The sequence below is a fragment of the Ruegeria sp. G10 genome (genome assembly GCF_056533645.1).
On record NZ_JBQFOQ010000015.1, the window covers coordinates 18612 to 36372 of the forward strand.

Annotated in this window: 16 protein-coding genes; 8 read left to right on the forward strand and 8 right to left on the reverse strand. The window is 57.0% G+C overall.

Annotated features, from left to right (window positions below):
• The first annotated feature begins 21 nt into the window (after positions 1-21).
• The 7 genes from ACR0KM_RS18980 to ACR0KM_RS19010 all read left to right on the forward strand — a co-directional run bounded on the left by ACR0KM_RS18980 (position 22) and on the right by ACR0KM_RS19010 (position 7542).
• Positions 22-789 carry a type IV secretion system protein gene (locus ACR0KM_RS18980; RefSeq protein ID WP_480861180.1) on the forward strand — a complete coding sequence of 256 codons (768 nt, stop codon included), beginning with the start codon at positions 22-24 and terminating at the stop codon, positions 787-789.
• Positions 789-1175, forward strand: a complete 387-nt coding sequence (locus ACR0KM_RS18985; protein WP_480861179.1) for a hypothetical protein — start codon at positions 789-791, stop codon at positions 1173-1175. The genes ACR0KM_RS18980 and ACR0KM_RS18985 overlap by 1 nt, the downstream gene beginning before the upstream one ends.
• Positions 1172-2251, forward strand: coding sequence for a type IV secretion system protein (locus ACR0KM_RS18990; protein ID WP_480861178.1), 1080 nt, complete (start codon positions 1172-1174; stop codon positions 2249-2251). Before ACR0KM_RS18985 ends, ACR0KM_RS18990 begins: the two co-directional genes overlap by 4 nt.
• A 159-nt stretch (positions 2252-2410) precedes the next feature.
• Entirely contained in the window at positions 2411-3148 is a 738-nt protein-coding gene (locus ACR0KM_RS18995) for a VirB8 family type IV secretion system protein (RefSeq protein ID WP_480861177.1), read from the forward strand.
• Positions 3148-3972: a TrbG/VirB9 family P-type conjugative transfer protein gene (locus ACR0KM_RS19000; RefSeq protein ID WP_480861176.1), complete on the forward strand. Its 825-nt coding sequence runs from the start codon at positions 3148-3150 to the stop codon at positions 3970-3972. Before ACR0KM_RS18995 ends, ACR0KM_RS19000 begins: the two co-directional genes overlap by 1 nt.
• Complete coding sequence (locus ACR0KM_RS19005) at positions 3972-5261, forward strand: TraB/TrbI/VirB10 family type IV secretion system protein (RefSeq protein WP_480861175.1); 1290 nt, start codon at positions 3972-3974, stop codon at positions 5259-5261. Before ACR0KM_RS19000 ends, ACR0KM_RS19005 begins: the two co-directional genes overlap by 1 nt.
• A gap of 100 nt (positions 5262-5361) precedes the next feature.
• Positions 5362-7542: a type IV secretory system conjugative DNA transfer family protein gene (locus ACR0KM_RS19010; protein WP_480861174.1), complete on the forward strand. Its 2181-nt coding sequence runs from the start codon at positions 5362-5364 to the stop codon at positions 7540-7542.
• Positions 7543-7657: 115 nt separating this feature from the next.
• Here the strand turns inward: ACR0KM_RS19010 and ACR0KM_RS19015 are convergent, their stop codons facing one another.
• Genes ACR0KM_RS19015 through ACR0KM_RS19030 form a run of 4 tightly spaced genes read right to left on the reverse strand, consistent with a single transcriptional unit; the run spans position 7658 to position 12280 of the window.
• Complete coding sequence (locus ACR0KM_RS19015; protein WP_480861173.1) at positions 7658-9178, reverse strand: tripartite tricarboxylate transporter permease; 1521 nt, start codon at positions 9176-9178, stop codon at positions 7658-7660.
• A 6-nt stretch (positions 9179-9184) separates the two neighbouring features.
• Positions 9185-9676 (reverse strand): tripartite tricarboxylate transporter TctB family protein, encoded by a 492-nt coding sequence (locus ACR0KM_RS19020; RefSeq protein WP_480861172.1) that lies wholly within the window; start codon positions 9674-9676, stop codon positions 9185-9187.
• A gap of 1 nt (position 9677) precedes the next feature.
• A complete protein-coding gene (locus ACR0KM_RS19025; RefSeq protein ID WP_480861171.1) occupies positions 9678-10670 on the reverse strand; it encodes a Bug family tripartite tricarboxylate transporter substrate binding protein in 993 nt (330 codons plus the stop codon).
• Complete coding sequence (locus tag ACR0KM_RS19030; RefSeq protein ID WP_480861170.1) at positions 10667-12280, reverse strand: sulfatase; 1614 nt, start codon at positions 12278-12280, stop codon at positions 10667-10669. The genes ACR0KM_RS19025 and ACR0KM_RS19030 overlap by 4 nt, the downstream gene beginning before the upstream one ends.
• A gap of 103 nt (positions 12281-12383) precedes the next feature.
• Here ACR0KM_RS19030 and ACR0KM_RS19035 point away from each other — a divergent pair, with 103 nt between their 5' ends.
• Entirely contained in the window at positions 12384-13274 is an 891-nt protein-coding gene (locus ACR0KM_RS19035) for a LysR family transcriptional regulator (RefSeq protein WP_480861169.1), read from the forward strand.
• Between the two features lie 148 nt (positions 13275-13422).
• Here ACR0KM_RS19035 and ACR0KM_RS19040 read toward each other — a convergent pair whose 3' ends face one another.
• The 4 genes from ACR0KM_RS19040 to ACR0KM_RS19055 are packed head-to-tail and all read right to left on the reverse strand — an operon-like array spanning position 13423 to position 17650.
• Complete coding sequence (locus ACR0KM_RS19040) at positions 13423-14400, reverse strand: ATPase, T2SS/T4P/T4SS family (protein ID WP_480825934.1); 978 nt, start codon at positions 14398-14400, stop codon at positions 13423-13425.
• Positions 14397-16826, reverse strand: a complete 2430-nt coding sequence (locus ACR0KM_RS19045; protein WP_480861168.1) for a relaxase/mobilization nuclease domain-containing protein — start codon at positions 16824-16826, stop codon at positions 14397-14399. Before ACR0KM_RS19045 ends, ACR0KM_RS19040 begins: the two co-directional genes overlap by 4 nt.
• 27 nt (positions 16827-16853) lie before the next feature.
• Entirely contained in the window at positions 16854-17192 is a 339-nt protein-coding gene (locus ACR0KM_RS19050; protein WP_480861167.1) for a hypothetical protein, read from the reverse strand.
• Positions 17189-17650 carry a MobC family plasmid mobilization relaxosome protein gene (locus tag ACR0KM_RS19055; protein WP_480861166.1) on the reverse strand — a complete coding sequence of 154 codons (462 nt, stop codon included), beginning with the start codon at positions 17648-17650 and terminating at the stop codon, positions 17189-17191. The genes ACR0KM_RS19050 and ACR0KM_RS19055 overlap by 4 nt, the downstream gene beginning before the upstream one ends.
• Positions 17651-17761 lie beyond the last annotated feature (111 nt).

The window sequence follows — 17761 nt, forward strand, 5'->3', positions numbered from 1 at the left end:
CTGTCCTGAAAGGACAAGACAATGAAGACCATTTTAAGAAACACCACCGCAGTTGTTGCCTTTGCACTGACCGGAATTGTCGGGGCCGACGGCATGGCCAGTGCACAGAGTGGGCCGGGCCTGCCAACCTACAGTGTATCAGAACACGCCGAACTGATCGCGTTGCTGAATTCCAGCGGGGAAATGGTTGGTTTAAACACCGACATTCTGGATAATGCCCTGTTGCAGCTGCATGAGCTTCAGGAACAGCTACGCCAGGCGCGAGCGACACATAATGCCATCACCGGCGCCCGGGAAACGATTGGCAACCTGTTTAGTGGCGATATCACCCCGCGCAAGCTGTCCTCGTCGCTGTCTACGCTCTCGATGACCGGCAATTCGGTGAACAACCGCTTGAGCAACCATATGGAAGCATTGCGAGTGGATTTCCAACCGTTGAACGGGTTGCAAGCGTTGGGGCGTTCTACAGCAGATCCGGCCACAAGGTCACATGATCTTGTTTCCGGATCGAGCATGGCTGGGTTGGCAATTGCTGAGGAAGGCTTTGCCGGGGCTGGCGAAGCGATGGAGCGCTACGACGGGTATCGTGAGCAGATTTCCGCAACTGAGGATCTGAAAGCTAGCATTGATCTCAACACACGCATAGCGATTGAGAACGGCATGATGCTCGCCACTTTGTTGCAGTCTCTATCTGCACAAGGTCAGCTGGACGCCGCAATCGTAAACCAGCGTCTGCGTGGTCAGGACATTGTCGCCCGCCAGGCGTACAGACCTGAAGGATCAAACTGATGCGCTTCCCCACTTACGCCATTCTTATCGCGGCAACCGCCGCAACATCGCTGGCGATGGGCCAGCCAGGACTAGCTTTGACGGCTGATGAGAAACGGGAAAACTCGCGCTTGAGCAAAGCATGGAACGTGTCCATTGCACGCAAGGCAGCTGAACTCAGGTTCGCTTTCGCAGAGAAATGCGAAGCCGCATTGGCTGCAGGTGAACCCATGCCGGAACCGGATGTACGCATCACCGAAGAGGTCGAAATCAGCGATGATCTTATGGGCATGACCGTGGAAGAGATTTCTGAGCAGCTCGGGCTCGCATCGGACGCACAAAGAGCCTCCCAGAAATCCATGAACGACTGCATTCTGAAGTACAGAAAAAGGAATGATGGGTCATGAGCATCAGAGATTTCCTTGTTAGCACCGATCAAAGCTTTGACAATATCATCAATGGTGGGTCGCAGCAGGTATTCCAGGCACTTGCGACCCCCAGCGCTGAATTTTTGACCCTGCTCGCCGGCGGAGCACTGGCAATCTGGGCGGTCACGGCGGCGTATCGAGGCAGCTTCTCCCTCGATGGCTTCATAATGTTCGTGTTTAGGTTCACGCTATTCTATCTGGCTGTTTCCGGCGGAGCGCTCTGGACCCAGTACATTTATCCTTTCATCACACAATTCCCGGTCGATGTCGGCAACACCGTCATAAGCCGGTTTGGAGGAAGCGGAGACGCAGGCGGCATCGCCTCCGCTTTTGCCAATGTGGCCGAAGTTTCTTTCAACAACATCGTAACGGCCATGGGGTCATATGGGGTTACGGATTACATCGCAGGCGATGCACTTGGAGTGCTCCTGTTTGCATTGTTGGCGGCAGGCGCAATTCTAGCGATGATCGTGATTGCGCTGGCTCTGCTTGTCGCTTCTAAGGTTCTGCTGGCAATACTACTGGCTATTTTCCCGGTTCTGGCAGTCTGGGCGTATCTTCGAAGTTCTGCAGAGATCTTCAACGGTTGGGTGCGCGGCATTACCATGTTGGTTCTGTTTCAAGTCTTGCTTTTTGGTGTCATGGGCATCGCACTTGCAGCAACAGAAAACGTATCTGACGCAGTTACAGCAGGCGTTCAGTCGGGCGCGGATATACCGCTGGAAATGTTCAAGCTCGCAGGCATTAGCGGGATCACTGCTGGATTGCTTTTGATCTGTCCGATGATCGCGCAACGGATCGGTGGCGCGGCTTTGAACCTCGGCGAGTCTCAGATCAGAGGCGCTGGCGAACATGGTGTAAAGCTTCTCGGAGGCAGGCTACTTGGCGGTGGCTCGGGTGGGAACAACCTAGGTGACGTTTCCAATCAACGCGCAAGTGCTGCGAATGAGGCTGACCGGCCATCCGCAACAGAGGCCAATAACCAGCGCATTCAGGATTCCGTAAGGCGCGGGGCCGAGCGCATGGACGAAGACGCACGACGGCGCGGACGCTGATGTGAATGCACTTTCTGGTTTGATTGAGGCCTCCTTCGCTGCCTCTCCCCTGCGGGTCGAACGCGAACTCAGCCAACCAAATCTCAATGATCCCAGAAAGCGCCGTAACCAATTGAAAACACTGGCGGGCTGGTCCCGCAACAGACGAGGAGTCACCAGATGCAACATGCCGCAGCAGATTTGAGGCCCGATCCACTCAATCCTGACGGGCAATATCAGGGCTCGCCCCTGCCCGATACCACTACTATTCACGACGGTCACGACCGCTGGGAAGATGAGATGTATCTGTCGATGCGGCGCAGGGCACGGATTGCTTATGTCGTCGGCGGGATCGGAGCGCTGATCGGGGTGACGGGCGTTGCGGCCGTCATGGGGCTAGCTCCGCTCAAACAGGTCGTGCCCATCACAATGACGGTCGACAAGCATACCGGTCTCGTCAACGTGGAATCTCGTCTGGGTGATCTGACGCTGGACGATGATGAGTATGTCACGCAGGCGCTGTTGTTCCAGTATGCCCGCGATCGGGAAACCTATGACGCGCACGATCAGCGGGAACGGTTGACCGATGTGTATGGGCGGACCTGTGGCGGAGCCGCAGAGGATCTGGCTGCGCTCTATGATGAAGACAATCCCAACAGCCCCATGAACATCTACGGCAGCTATGGCCGCGTCGATGTCCGCATTCGCTCTGTCACGCTGAACAACTCAAACTCGGCCACGCTGCGCATCACGAAAAGCGCCCGGGCACAACAAGGCGCACCCGTCTCTGCGCGCAATTTCGTAGTCACGATGGGATACGAGTTCGACCGCACCGGAAACATGACACTGGAAGAGCGTTGGAACAACCCAACCGGCTTTTGTGTCGCCAATTACCGACTGGATGAGGAGGCGCGATAATGTTGCGCATAATTTGCACTGTGGCAGTGATGCTGGCACTTGGCGCGGCCTCTGTGTCAGCTGAACAAAAAGGACGGGGCACAAGCACGGACGCTCGCGTGCGTACCCTCGTGTATCACCCTGATGAGGTTTACAAGATTGATGTTTCACGGGGCTATGCTCTCAGTATCCAACTCGAAGCTGGTGAACAGATGGTTGATGAAGTTCGGGGCGACCCCAAGACCTGGGACTTCATCCCTCTGACCGCTGGCAACGGCTTTGTCCTGAAGGCCAAACATGCCACCACACAAGCGAGCAACCTCATTCTGCAAACCAACCTGCGCAGTTATGTATTTCTCATTCAGGCGCATGAAGCCGGTCCACCTGATAATGTCGGGTTCCTCTATCGGTTCAGCTATCCGGATCAGAAAAAAGGCTTCAAACCGCGACAAGCCGGTAACATCCAGACGGCATTCAACACCACCGGGCGGCCTGCCAATCTGCAATACAGCGCCAGCGGTGACAGATTGTTGCGGCCGGCAGTGGCGTTTGATGATGGGCGCAAAACTTATCTACGCCTGAAACAACAAAGCGTGCGGCCCGCTGTCTTTGCCATGGACGCAAAAGGGCGCGAACGTCTGGTCAACTCAACGGATCTGGCAGACGGTACCATTGTTGTGACCGGTGTTTATCCGCGCCTGGTCCTGCGCGACGGGCCTTATGTGGTCTGCGTGTTCAATATCCCCCTCTATGAAATTGACCAGAACCGCGACCCGAATAAGCCCCGCAGGGTTTCGTCATCCACGTCACAGCGCAATGCAGGTCAAGCTGGGGAGAACCGCTGATGTCTAAGCGAAACAAACTGCTTGAGAACCGCATCGAAGGCTCTGAGGAGGAAAGAAGCGGCCTGAACCTGCCCATGATCCTCGGCATCGGTGCATTTATTGCCTTTGTTGGCCTGTTCTTCTGGATCAACAGCGGCGGGGATAAAACCGGCCGACGCAGCAGCATCATTCCCGAAGTCAACGAGACACCGGACCAGCGCAATCAGGGGGGCACCCTATTTGGAGCCGTGCCAACGGAGCCTTTGCCCCAGGTCGAACGAGAGCCAGACCCGCGCGTCGCCATTCTTGAGGCTGAACTGAAGGAACTGCGTGAACTTATTGCAGCTGCGCAGGCTGAGGCGCCTGTTGAGGAAGTCGCCGCGCAAGGGCTCGCTTCGGATTTGGACGCAGCGGCCCTCGCGGCGCTGGAAAAACGCACCGAACGGCAAGAGCAGGCCCTTGAAGCCTTCCTGAAAAAGCTGGAAGAGGATCGATTAGCGGCGGAACGGCGTCAACGGGAACTGATTGCGCGGATTCAAGCCAACCGGTCGATCAATGAACCGGGCCAAGCGTCTGAACCTGCACAGGACGGCAATGCGGTACAGGATGCCGTTGCGGCTGAAGAAGATCGGTTGACCCAGCCTTTGACCAATAGCCTTGGGCGCAGTGCTGCTGGAGCGGGTGCTGGCGGCAATGCGAATAACAGCACGGGCAACGATTTCCTCGATGCCGCCGCGTCTCGTAGCGTCCAGACAGCGCGGGCCACGCAGCTGCAGGATGTGCATCGTCTGATCACGCAAGGCACCATGATTCCGGGCGTTCTAGATACGGCAATATCTTCCGATCTTCCCGGTGAACTGAAAGCCACCATAAGCCGCGACGTGTGGTCTGCAGATGCAACCACGATCCTGATACCAAAAGGCTCAACGCTGATTGGGGAGTATTCCTCTGATATCTCGCTGGGACAGCGCCGGGTTCTTGTGGCCTGGAACCGGGTGATCACAACGGATAAGCGTTCCATCATGATCGGATCACGCGGCGTCGACGGGCTGGGCCGCGCCGGTCTGACAGGCAATGTACAGCACCACTTTGGCCTCAAGTTTGAAGCCGCGTTCTTTATCTCGATCTTCTCTGGGATATCGAGCTTCGGCAATCGCACTCTGAGCGAGAACGATCTGTCCACCGGAACCGACGGCTTTGCGAACTCCGGTCAGGATGCCTTTGAAGAATACCTGTCGATCCCGCCGACGATATGGGTGAACCAAGGCGAGCACATCAACGTGTTCGTATCGCGAGACCTCTATATGTGACGCCATGAACATCATTCCAGGCGGGGCGCAACATGGGTCGTGCCCCGAAGCGTTTTCAAGCTTTCCATCCCTTAACACTCCTGTCCTGAAGGAGAATGCCATGAGCACCATACAGGCAAAGACCCACCTTCCTTACACGATTGCAGCTGGCGTCATCAGCATCCCGCTCTGGGCCGCGCTGCTGATCGCGTGGAAAGTGAATGGCGACATCGAAACATGGCGGCCCTGGCTCCTGTTCAGCCAGCGCAACAGTCTGCATCAGAAAGATTGGGATTTAGTCCTTTGGGGCGGGATTGCGCTCGGGCTAATGACTGGCGCCGGCCTTGCCTATCTGTTCGGCGGCATGGTGTTTGGGGTGACCGCGACTGACGCCCACGGCGATGCGCGATGGGCCACAGCCAAAGAGATCCGCTCAGCGCTGTTGATCAGCGATTGGGGCCTGGTGCTGGGTAAGCTGGGCAAACCCGAGAAAAAGGCCCCGCACCTGCGCGCCCATACAGATGATCAGGGCACGGTTCTGGTCTCTGGTCCGCCTCGGTCGGGTAAAGGGGTTGGTATCGTTGTCCCCACCCTGCTCGACTATCCCGGTTCACTCATCGTCTATGATGTCAAAGGTGAGCTTTTTGAGACCACGTCACGGCGGCGATTGGCGAAAGGCGACAAGGTGCGGGTGCTGTCGCCCTTCGACGTGCAGTTTCCGAACAACCCGGAAGGCTCCCTTGTCGGCCGGTCGCACAGCTTCAACCCGCTGATCGACATCGCCGCGATGCCGGACTTGGAAGACCGGCTCGTGCGGATATCAGAAATCAGTGCCGCGCTGCTGGCGCCCAAGAGTTCAACCGGCGCTGAGGCATCGTTGATGGAAGACGCGCAGGAAATCTTTGAGGCCGCGGCCGCCATCGTCTGCAACGAACCCGAACCGTCGCTCGGGCGGGTGCTGCAGGTGCTGACGCCGGAAGTGGCGGGCGATGATGAGATACCGGATTACAAGGGAATGTTCGCGGCCCTCGCACCGCGCGCGCCAGATTCGGTTTCAAAGGGCGCGATGCTGCGCATGGCGGGCCAGGACAACAAACAGCTGGGGATCTACCTGTCGGTGTTGATGGGCGGGGGTCTGAATGCCTGGCGCAACCCCGCGATCGTGCGCGCGACAAAGACCAACGATTTCGATTTTCAATCGATGCGTTGGGAGCCTCATACCTGCTACATCTCGATTCCAGAAGCGCATAAGCAGGTGTCGCGCCCGCTCGTCCGCCTGTTCATCCAGTGCGCTATCAACGCGCTGCGTCGACGGTTGATGGCCTCGGGTGAAGATTTCCTGCCGGTTCTGTTTCTGATCGATGAGTTTCATTCGCTGGGGAAAATGCAAGGTGTCCTTGATGCTGTGACCACCCTGCCCGGCTATGGCGGTCGCTTGTGCCTGATTGTGCAATCGCCGGCGTCACTTCGGGAACACTATGGACCTGCAGGTGAAGAGATATTGACCGAGAGTTCGCATCTGCATGTGTGGCTGACGCCCAATTCCGAGGAAACCAAGCAAAAGTTGTCTAAGGCGCTTGGCAACAAGACGGTGACGCAGAAATCCGTATCAGGGCGCAACTGGTCGAAAGAGCCTGGCCGGTCGGAAAGCTGGTCGGAGAAAAGCCGGGCATTGATGACACCCGAAGAAATCGGCCGACTGGGTAAAGAGGAGGTCATTATCACCGGCAAGGGCATGTTCCCGATCCGAACAAATCGGGTGTCCTATTTCAAAGACCATCGGTTCAAAGCGCTCAATGACAGCCAGAAGGGCAAGCCATGGCCAGATGTGCCTGTGGTTAAGGATGGCGTTGTGACACGGTATGATGAGTTCCTGAAGGATGCCCGCTCTCCAAACCTGGCCGAGGCCGAAGATCCGGAGCCTGAGCCCCCCGCCAAGCGGTCCTTGTCGCAGCGTGCGGCTGTCCCTGGACCACACTCTTACGATCCACCTGAGTATGACGGATACCTTGACTATGGCGTGGCCGACTACGGGTATTTCGAAGCTCCACGCGAGACGGCCGGTGACGAAGAAACGGCCGAAGACCGTCAGCTAACGCAGGCAATCGAAACGGTGAAAGCACCAAGCTTTGCGGATAACCTCGGCAACCTCTTGAGCCTGGCACCGATCAGTTCGGACAGCGAACCCAAACTTGCCGACCTGGCACATCGGCTCTCACCTGACGAGCTGGTCAGGCGGTTGATGCCACTGTTCAGCGGCGAAAACGCGAAGATCAGCGGCCATTCGCTGCGTGGGGCATAAACTGGCAAGAAGCGGACATAGCGCTAATTCGCTGCGCGTGCGCCAACGACCGCTTCTGCGTAGTTGTCTTGCAAAAACCTACACCAAAATTCGACTTGATCATAGACGCAGTGATTTAGTCATCTGTTTGCGTTTCTAAGCCGAACGATCGCTTTGTTACGCGCCAACTTCGAAAAGCGATGAATGCAAATCCGAGTAGGATGGCCAAATCGATGACGATCAGCGCGGCTGCGACCGGACGGTCAAGGAATATCCAGTAGCCATCTCGGGATATCAGCAACGAGCGGCGTAGATTAGCCTCAAGGATTGGACCCAAGATCAATCCCAACACGATCGGAGCAAGCGGGTATTTCGCCAAACGAAACAGAATGCCGACCAGCCCAAAGCCCAGCATGACCCACAGGTCAAACACCGAACCCTGCAGGGCATACGTTCCGATACAACACAAGATGAGAATTGCCGGGATCAGGTAGAGTTTCGGGATCAACAAGACTCGAATAAAAAGTGGAGCCGCGAGAATGCCGGCAAACAGCAACATGACATTCGACGCCATATAGACGAGAAACAGGCCCCCCACGAACTCTGGATTCATCGTGAACATTTCGGGGCCCGGCACGAAGCCAAGGATCAAAAGCGCACCCAACAGTATTGCCGACGAAGCGTCCCCAGGGATGCCAAGGGCCAGCGTGGGAACCAGCGTGCCGCCCACGGTTGCATTGTTGGCTGCCTCGGTCGCAATGACGCCGCCTTCGGCGCCTTCGCCATATTTCTCATCCGGTTTGGCGAATGACTTGGCAATAGCATAAGAACTGAACGAACTGATGTCGCCGCCCGCACCAGGAAGAGAGCCGAAGAATACACCAACGAAAGACGACCGCAGCATATTCTTCCAGTGCCTCAGCACCAGAAACACAGATCTGAAACTGGGCTTGGCGATCTCGATCGTGGGTCGACCCAACAGGTCGCCCCTTGCGACTTGAAAGACCATCTCGGAGATCGCAAAGAGCCCGACGACTACGGCAACTATGTGGAACCCATCAAGCATGTGGTGCGACCCGAAGGTGAACCGGTACCCCGTTGAGAATGCGTCGGATCCGATGGTCGACAATAGCAGACCAAAGCAACAGGCCATCAGGCCCTTTACCAAAGTGCCCTCGGAAATCAGCGAAATGGTCAATAGCCCGGTGACGGCCAGCATCGTATATTCGGGTGGGGCAAAATTACTGGCAAAGGACGCGAGTACGGGCGAAGCGGTGATCAAAACAACGCCGCCGACAAGCCCACCCAATGAGGATGCCGCAAGCGCAAGGCCAATAGCTTTGGAGGCCTGTCCTTTCTGGGCCATTGGGAAACCGTCTAGCAACGTAGCTGCTGCGATGGGTGTGCCAGGTATTCGAAGCAAAATTGCTGACACAGCGCCTCCGCAGGAGCCTCCGACGAAAATGGAAATGAGGAAACCCATCCCTGCTAGGGGCGGCAGGCCTATGGCCACCGGCAAAAGCAGAATGATACCCATCAAGGGTCCAAGCCCCGGTAAGGCACCGACAAGCAAACCGATCAGGATGCCCGCGAAGGTCAAAGCAATAGCGAGGGGCGAGAAAAACAGCTCAAAGCCGCCGAGAAGGGATTCAAACATCAAAGCTCACCAGGGGATATTCAGACCAAAGATGCCGCCCGGCAGAACGACGTTCAGGACCTTTTCGAAGACAAATGCCAGAACAAAGGCCAATGAAAGCGCGAATCCCACAATAATGCCGGCGTTGCGGGCTCCGCAGAGCATCATGACTGCCGCCACCATGGGCGCAGTTGCAAGATGGTATCCCAGCCAACCGAGGCAAATCAGGTAGGTTGTAAAGATGGCTAGCAAACCGGCTGACCTCCGCAAAGCCGCAGGAGATTTAGTTTCTGATTGTTCTGCATCGCTTGAGGTGAAATTGCGGACCAATTGGACCGCAAGAAGCCCCAACATAAGTATCGCGATGCTGCGCGGATAGCTGGCTGCGTTGTCATATGGGCCGCCAGATGCAATCCCTTGCTCGGCCATGGACGTCGCTATCTGTTGGAAGACCAGCGCACCGAGGCCCGCGAAAAACGCGAGCCCCGTCCATTCTGCAAGCTTGGCCGACAGCTTCATCTTATTGCAGCTTTTTGAGCTCTTCTTCTTCCCATTCCAGCGCGCTGCCCATGGCCCCGAGTTGGTCTTTCACACCACCGACAACCTCGTCGTACATGGTGTAGTCATAGGGCAAAGGCACGAAGCCAACTTGCCGGATTGCTGCTTTGACATCATCTCGAGCCATTGCCGCGGCCATTGCTTCGCGAAGCTTGTCCACGACGTCCGCTGGTGTTTCCGGGTGAACAATCCACCATGTCCAGCCCATCGGGCCCAGTTTGGATAGACCTGTGTCAAACTCAATGTCATCCAGTCCGGGCGCGCCGTCGAATGCCGCTTTAGAGTCTTCCAGTTCGGACAGAACCAGCATGATGTTGAACGCGGATGGATCGGACTTGTAATTGCCGACATTTACAAAAGAGAAATCCAGAACGCCAGATTTCAAGTCTTTTGCGGCGTTACCGTCCTGCGTGTAGGGCACGTTCTGGGCAACACAGTCATGCGCCTGAAGCACCTTCGAGATCACCATGTGCGGCAGGTTGTTTCGCGAACCAGAGGAATAGCGAAGCTCTCCACGATTGGCCGCGCAGTATTCCATAAGCCCGGCAAAGTCGTCCCAGCGGCTCTCCTCGGTGCGCCCGCCAATTGCGAAGGCGTTCGAATGAGCCGATTGCAGTGGCGTGAATTCTGTGTAGTCCCATTCGGCTTTACCCAGGATCGGTGCGAGAACCAGCGGAGCCACGTAAGAATCCATGATGGTGTATCCATCCGCCGGTTTGCTCATGGCGGTCGTCTGCGCCTTGGTGCCCGGTCCACCCGTCACCGACAGAACGGTAATGTCGACGCCAAGCACTTCGCCCATTGCCTTGGCAATGACCTGGCTCACCGAAGAGCCTGTGCCGGGTCCCCAGGGGTGAATGACTTCGATGGTGCGCTCCGGGAATTCGGCCATAGCAGCGGTCGCCGTAAGCCCAGCTACAGCCGCAGCAGTCAGGGTTTTGAGTGGTTTTTTCATGACTTGGGTCTCCTCCTGTCAGTGTGTTTGTCAACATCCTTGATGGGGCGTTTCTTGGAATTCGGATCGGACAGCCCAAACCGATCATAAATTTCGAGCGGTGCGTCGTGCCTCTGAAAATGTGCGGAAATCTGCGCCGAAAGCCGGGCGATGATGGCAGAGTCGCGAACAGGCTGCGTCTGACCCGGGTCGGCATCGAGATCGTAAAGCGCAGTTTCGCAGTCTTCGAGCGTTTGACCGTCTTGACCGACTTGGCTGTTCTTCGAGTCGAGCGTGAGCTTCATAAGCGGGACGCCCTTAGTGAAGTCGAACGGCCCTGCCAGCTCCGCCGACCGCAATTCGCCGACGTCGAAGGGACCTGTCATGTGAGTCGGCATCAGCGTGTATATACTGAGTTCGGAGCCTTCCTCTTCCTCGGGATATCGGAAATAGCTATAGCGCCCGTCTGTTACACAGACCGGCCCGCCAAACATGCCAAGTGCGACGGAGGCGTGCCCCGGAACATCACTGGTCAGGGAGGGGACCAGCGACGTTCCGGTGACACCAGGAGGAACCTTGCAACCATGAATGTCGAGCATCGTCGGCATCAAGTCGGGTGTCTGGCATAAAGCGGCCCGCCGGGTCCCTCTTTCGCCATCCGGATGCGCGATCATCAAGGGAATGTGCGAGATTTCCTCGTAGTAGGGCATTCGGTTCTTGCCCCACCAGTCGTGTTCGGACAGTAGAAACCCGTGATCTGTCGTCAAGATCAGACAGGTATCGTTCCAGAGCGCGTGTTCATCGAAGTAATCCAGTAACTTGCCGAAATACTCGTCGCACATGGCTACAAGGGCAGCGTAGTTACCTCGGATTTCGGCGATCTCTTCAGCGGAGTTCGTTGCCTTTTCGTAAATTGGCCAATCAAGGATCTTGCCGTTGTATCCGCTTCGATAGGCCTCCTTGAACCGCTCCGGCGCAACGAAGGGCTCATGTGGATCAAAGCATTCAAGTTGCAAAAACCAGTCGTCAGACTCGCGGTTGAGATCAAGGAACTCGAAGGCGGCAGAGAAACACTTTGCAGTTGGGAAATCAGCTTCGGTTTCGAGGAACTGGGCGTTGATTGCTGCGCGGGATTTCTTCCAAGCGACTTTTGAGGAGTTTCCGCGTGTTGCCGTGCCGTTTGGCAGTCCGTCCAACGGATAGTGCCGCGCGTCAAATGCCTCCCTTAGTCGGTCGACCGGCGGTGCCACGAGAACCTTCAGCGGATCGTATTCCTGGCCCCGTATGTAATCCCAGCTATCGAAGGCATTTGCATAGCCCCAACCACCATCCTCGAAATAGTGCAAATGGTCCGAGATCAGATGCGTGTAGGTGCCGTTCTGGCTGAGAATGCGGGCATAAGAGTCATCGAATGGCTCCAGCGGGCCCCAATGTCGATGCATGAAGTTCAACCGTCCCGTGTGCATGTCACGCCGCGCAGGCATGCAGGGAAGGCTACCTACATAGTATTTGTCGAAGGTCACAGCTCGCCGTGCGAAACGGTCGAAGTTCGGCGTTGCGATGGCCGTTCCGCCATAGGCACCAAGTGCCAGGCGGTTGAGCGAGTCGAATAGAACGAAAACGGTCCGCATCGCCCCTCCCAAAGCAATTTCCACGGCTGACGCATACATTGCGGTATTCAAGAAATTCTGTAAAATCAAAGTATCGACTACATCAATTCAAAAAGTGAATATCTTGGAAAGAAACCTCGCCGCCTTTCTCGCCGTCGCCGCGCACGGATCGCTTACCGAAGCTTCGGATGCGCTCGGCGTTACCCAACCGTCCGTTACCAAGCGGATCGCAAACCTTGAAGCAAGCTACGGCACACCGCTCTTCGAAAGGGATCGGCGGGGGATGCGTCTTACCGAAGCGGGCAGGATGCTTCTGGACAATGCCGAACGGATCGCACTGGAATACCGGCTGTCGCGCGAGAAGATCGGTGCCATCGCGTCGCCGGGCCTTTCCATCTTGCGCGTTGGAGCGGGTCCGCTCTTTCACCTCAGCTGCGTCGCGAGCCTTTTCACTGAGCTCAAAACCCGTTTTCCCGACCTTCGGCTCGATCTGAAAACCGATATGACTCAGCATGCGCGCGAAGCATTGCTGAGCGGCGAGATCGACCTGTATCTCGGTGTCCTTGACGGCGTTGGCCTGGAGACCGAACTCTCATCCACTTCGGTGACCGAGGTGGAGCACGGTGTCGTCATGCGGCTGGACCACCCGGCAGCAGGCCAGGCCGCAATCGATATCCGCGAGCTTGCAGGACAGCAATGGGTCATATTCGGCAACGATCCCGAGACCGAAAGCAGGTTTCGCACATTGCTTAAGCCCACGACCCCCAGCCAGGATGTCATCGACATTCGGACAACCTCGTTCACGACTGGCTTACAACTTGTCCGTGAAGGGCCATTCATCATGTCGGCTCCGCTGCAACTGGCTTTTCGTGTCGCAGAAGAGGGTTTGATCATACGTCCTATCAAGCAAGGCCTGCCGAGGAGACAGGCTGGTGTCCACTTGCGTCGCAGCGCGCTCAACTACGGTGTGATGAAGGCATGTCTGGCGTTCTTCGAGCGGTTTGAGTTTGGATAGCGGACATTCGTTGCGCCCGCAGCATTTTGTACTTTGGGCTCAGAGGAGCCATTCTCCGCAGGTTGCTTGAACGTCGGCTTGATCCCTTGGCAATCTGCGCAACCGAAAAACCCCACTTCAGCCACTTCTCCATTGGGTGTTCAAAAACCTATACTGCTTTCTCCCTGAGCACCCTGACGGCAACCGGCAGCCTCTGATCCCCGGTTTTCCGAAACTGCACAATCACGTCGATCATGGATCGGCAATATTCAAGGATTTCGGAATAGGTCAGCCCGGTATCTGCCTGCATGACCATCAACGCCAAACGAGAAAGTGCAGATTCCGGTGATGCGGCGTGCAGCGTGGATATCCCGCCCGGATGTCCAGAGTTGATGGCGGACAGGAAATCATAAGCTTCGGCACCGCGCAGCTCTCCCATGATGATGCGTTCCGGCCGGAACCGCAGGCAGGCTTTCAATAGATCGCTGCTCGATGCGTTCTTGTTGACCACCAGTGACACCGCATTGGGCTGGCTGGGCCGAATTTCCAGCACGTCCTCAATGGTCATGATCCGCTCTGAAGGATCGACTTCGCCAAGACAGGCGCGCAACCAGGTCGTTTTGCCGGAGGATGTCCCGCCCGATAACAGGATGTTCCACTTGGCCTTGACGGCCGCGCGCAAGAAATCACCAAACCCCTTGTTCTCATAGGCGTCGAAAACAGCCTCATCGGCGGGATCAACGCCAGACTTCAGATCACCCATGTTGGCGTCCAGATCTGGCAAGCCCCGCATCAGATCATCGAGCGACAGTTGCTTTGCCACGGCCCGGCGTAAGGCAAACGCAACGCCGGCCTCAACGGCAGGTTTGACCGCGACCTGCGCCCGCCACAGTGATCCGTTGATTTCAAACTGCGAACCGGCCAGCGGTGTTTTTTCTGAAATAGGATTACCGCCAGCAAGGTCATGTGCAAACGCCTCTGCATCCTCCTCTCCCATCGGCTGGTCCAGCAGACGCATGGCAGGCTCACCGCTGCGCTCGATCCAGAGTCTGCCGTCCGGATTCAGGACGATTTCAGATAGGAGAGGATCGGAGAGCAATTGCCCTCCGAACACTCGATTCAATGTGCTTTCCAGATGACGGCTCATCGGCTGATACCCCGGTCGCCCTTAGCGCGTTCTTCCCGTTCCCGACGCCGCTGCTCTTGCACCACAGGATCGCGGTCAATCTGTCGATCAAGGTTTTTCACATCCCAGGCCGTGCGGGTGACATTGACGCGCTCCGGCTCGTCGGTCTCGGGGTTCCGGCGTGACCGGGTGACTTCTTCTTTGCCCGCTTTGACGAATGTGGCCTTGTCACCGATTGAGATGTTGTTTCGCGCCATCTGGTCTTGCAGGGCGGTGCCCCAGATCCGTTCCGGCTCGCCTTTGCCCTCGACCTTCATATCCACATAGTAGGATTTGCTGTTTGGATCATCGGGGCGCACCAGAGCCTCTTTGGCATCGACGATGACACCCGTGACGCCGGCTTCAATGGAGACCTCCTGCCGAACGGTGCGGGCCTGCTGGCCTTTTTCTTCTGGCCGGTCTTGGTGCGTATCTCTTTTGATGCGCGCAGTCTCTTGCAAGGGTTCAAGCCCGCGTTGTTCCTCACGCGGTGCCCGCTCGATGTCGGTTGCTTTCCATGCCCGTCGGTTTGCCTCGGTGCTCTTCTTTTCGCCGGTCTTTGGATCAACCTTGCTGACCGTCACCCTCTTGTAGCCGTCATGGGCGAGCGTAGCCGTGTCACCGGTTTTGAGATTTTCGCGCTGCATCATGTCGGGCAGATCGACGCCCCAAACGCGGAAAGGTTTGTCCCGGCCGTCCACTTTCAGATCGACATAAGGCGACATGCTGTCTTTCTCGTCTTCTTTGTAAAGCGCGTCACCGGTTCCAATAACTTGCCCACGCACACCAGCCTCCAGATCGGGACGTCGCGGTGCTGTACCGGCGGCACGGACATCCGGGGTCTGGCCTTGCTGGTCACGGCCCGGGCGTGCTTCGCCTTCAACACGATCCGGTGCGCGATCTGTCACCCGCTCCTGCACCCGGTCTTCAATCTCAAGCAATCGTCCACCGATCGCGGCCCGATCAAAACCCTTCCCTTTCATGGTCTGGATTTCATCCTGAACGCCAGTCTTGATCTTCTGTTGTAGGAAGTCGTCTCCCCTGCCCTCTGCAAAGGCGCAGTTGATATTACGGATGTCGCCACGGGCATCGCGGTAGATCTCAGAAGCATCTTTATACGCGGCCTTCATGTCGATCCGCGCCTGATTCTCGCTGAGCGAATGCGCGTTGGCCAAGGTCTTAACATCGCGTTCAAACCAATTCTCGCGCGTCTGCTTGTCCACGTCAGCGCCATTGCGAATGCGTGCCAAGACCAGATCTCCATTGATGCCCATCGCTTCGAACCGCTCGGCCACTTGCCTGTCGGCATCCTTCAGCACAGCCTTGGTGGCAGCAGCGCGCGGATCGTTTGCAGCAGCGTGCTCCCGACGATCTGAGCCTGTCCGGTCCTGCCCGATGGGCTGGGTGCGCGTTGGATCTGCTGCATCCCGCTCTGCTGCGCGACGCTGGCGTGTCGGATCGATGTCATCGCGGCCTACCTCAATTTCGTCATCCCGTTCCAGCCGTTTACCAAAGAACGTCCTGGTTTCTTCATCCATAAGTGGCTCATAGTCCCGCAGGACGCGCGAAATCGCGGCCTCTGTTTGACTGCGCTTGTCCTCGTCCTCCATAGCCTCGGCTTTGGCATCCATACCTGTGATAAACTCACGTACATCGGCTCCAATGGCTTTCATCTCACCGTCGATGGCCGAGGCATGTGTTGGGTCCATCTGGTTGGCGACTTGTTGATTCATGTCGATTTCCTCTGATCTAAGAACCCCGTCCGTCACCAGGATTGATGCTGCGCCGAGTACAGCTTGGCTTATGGCCCCCAGGGTCTCGGCACGCCCTGGGTATTGGGTTGTGAAAATGCCCTGCTTAAAACCGGCGTGATGGGACCGCAGTGTTTCGCCAAGGGCGACATAGTCTGCATTGCGCTGATCGCTCATGACCTGCAGCTGGTCCCGTGCGACGGGTTGCTGTCGACCGATGCCAAAGAAAGGAAAACCACCGCGCTGTTCAGGGGCTGGCCGCTCACGCAGAGTCCGCCCGTCGCGCTGTGCATGAACCCGGGCGCTGCTTTCGCGCTCCGGCCGCAGGTTGCGGCTGAACCGGCTGGTCGCAGTCAGAACAATGCCGACGTCCCGCGCGGTCTCAACCTGCAGCTCTCGCAAATCTTGCGTTGTGATCCCGTACCGGCTGATCTGAAGGGTCTTGCCAGACGCCCCTGCCCGGCTGATCACCAGGTGTGTATGCGGATGCCCGGTGTCGTCGTGATGGGCCATCACATATTTATAGCGGTCGCCGTATTCGCCATTCGTCAGACGCGCGCCGAAACTGCGTGCGGCCTGCTTCGCGGCCTCCCGGTCTGTGTCCTTGGGGTAAGATAGAATGACGTGATAGCTGTAGTTCGTGACCCGCGGGTCCATTCGGACCCAATCCTTCGCCCACTCGTCCTACACATCGCGCAGACCCTCCATACCATGCGACAGCTCGCCGGTATCGCCGCGTTCCATCTCAACCGTACCCTTGCGCGTGATGTAGGACAGCTGGCCGCCCAAACGGCCGGATTCGGTAACACCGCCACCTCGGACAACCTTGACCACCGCCTGATTGGTCAGAAGCGCATTGGCAATCATGCCAGCCGCACCAATTGACGAGCTCTGCCGTTGCGCCGGGCGGCGATGTGAGCGCGCGGGGCTCTGACCAGGACGCGGTTTCAGGTTCGGGATGAGTTGAAACTCTCCAAACAGCGCGTCCCAGGCCGGATCATATGCGGAGGCCAGGTTGGTCATACCTTAGCCTTCGCCCTGGGTGACACACGTGACGCACGCTGTTTTTCCGCAAATCGCTCGATCTCTAGGGCGCGGGTAAAAGATCGCTCATGGGCGGCGTCGGAATAATCTTCAATCAGACGGCGCAATTCCCGAACCTCGTCCTTCATCGCCGCCAACTGATCTTCGGCGCGCTTGTTGAGCCGGAACTTCCCGGCATTTGCGGCGCGGGTCATTTGGTTGAGGTTGTTCGCCATGCCGACCAACTGAGCCAGATGCTCTTTGAATTGCTGTGTTCGGAATTCTTCTTTCAACGGAATACCAAAGGCAATGCGGATACAGACACGCACCAATCCGGTCACACTGCGCAGCTGCATGGCCTTGCTGCGTTGTTTGAGGAACGCCAATTCGTCCTCATCAAAGCGCATGGTTGTCGTGACTGATTTAGGTACGCCTTGTGGCATCGGGGCTTTCTCCACGATCAGAAATCGTGCGTGGCCCCGTCAGACCGCGCGTATGGTGTTTCAAGTGTAAGTTGAATTGGCAGCCGACTGCAAGTCTAACAGATTGTCGATAGCACAATCTGTATT

Bases quoted from the DNA above. Each gene is read 5' to 3' on its own strand.
- ACR0KM_RS19045 (WP_480861168.1), bottom strand. From the start codon at position 16,826: ATGGACCCGCGGGTCACGAACTACAGCTATCACGTCATTCTATCTTAC.
- ACR0KM_RS19030 (WP_480861170.1), bottom strand. From the start codon at position 12,280: ATGCGGACCGTTTTCGTTCTATTCGACTCGCTCAACCGCCTGGCACTT.
- ACR0KM_RS18985 (WP_480861179.1), top strand. From the start codon at position 789: ATGCGCTTCCCCACTTACGCCATTCTTATCGCGGCAACCGCCGCAACA.
- ACR0KM_RS19025 (WP_480861171.1), bottom strand. From the start codon at position 10,670: ATGAAAAAACCACTCAAAACCCTGACTGCTGCGGCTGTAGCTGGGCTT.
- ACR0KM_RS19040 (WP_480825934.1), bottom strand. From the start codon at position 14,400: ATGAGCCGTCATCTGGAAAGCACATTGAATCGAGTGTTCGGAGGGCAA.
- ACR0KM_RS19005 (WP_480861175.1), top strand. From the start codon at position 3,972: ATGTCTAAGCGAAACAAACTGCTTGAGAACCGCATCGAAGGCTCTGAG.
- ACR0KM_RS18990 (WP_480861178.1), top strand. From the start codon at position 1,172: ATGAGCATCAGAGATTTCCTTGTTAGCACCGATCAAAGCTTTGACAAT.
- ACR0KM_RS18995 (WP_480861177.1), top strand. From the start codon at position 2,411: ATGCAACATGCCGCAGCAGATTTGAGGCCCGATCCACTCAATCCTGAC.
- ACR0KM_RS18980 (WP_480861180.1), top strand. From the start codon at position 22: ATGAAGACCATTTTAAGAAACACCACCGCAGTTGTTGCCTTTGCACTG.
- ACR0KM_RS19020 (WP_480861172.1), bottom strand. From the start codon at position 9,676: ATGAAGCTGTCGGCCAAGCTTGCAGAATGGACGGGGCTCGCGTTTTTC.
- ACR0KM_RS19015 (WP_480861173.1), bottom strand. From the start codon at position 9,178: ATGTTTGAATCCCTTCTCGGCGGCTTTGAGCTGTTTTTCTCGCCCCTC.
- ACR0KM_RS19010 (WP_480861174.1), top strand. From the start codon at position 5,362: ATGAGCACCATACAGGCAAAGACCCACCTTCCTTACACGATTGCAGCT.
- ACR0KM_RS19000 (WP_480861176.1), top strand. From the start codon at position 3,148: ATGTTGCGCATAATTTGCACTGTGGCAGTGATGCTGGCACTTGGCGCG.
- ACR0KM_RS19050 (WP_480861167.1), bottom strand. From the start codon at position 17,192: ATGACCAACCTGGCCTCCGCATATGATCCGGCCTGGGACGCGCTGTTT.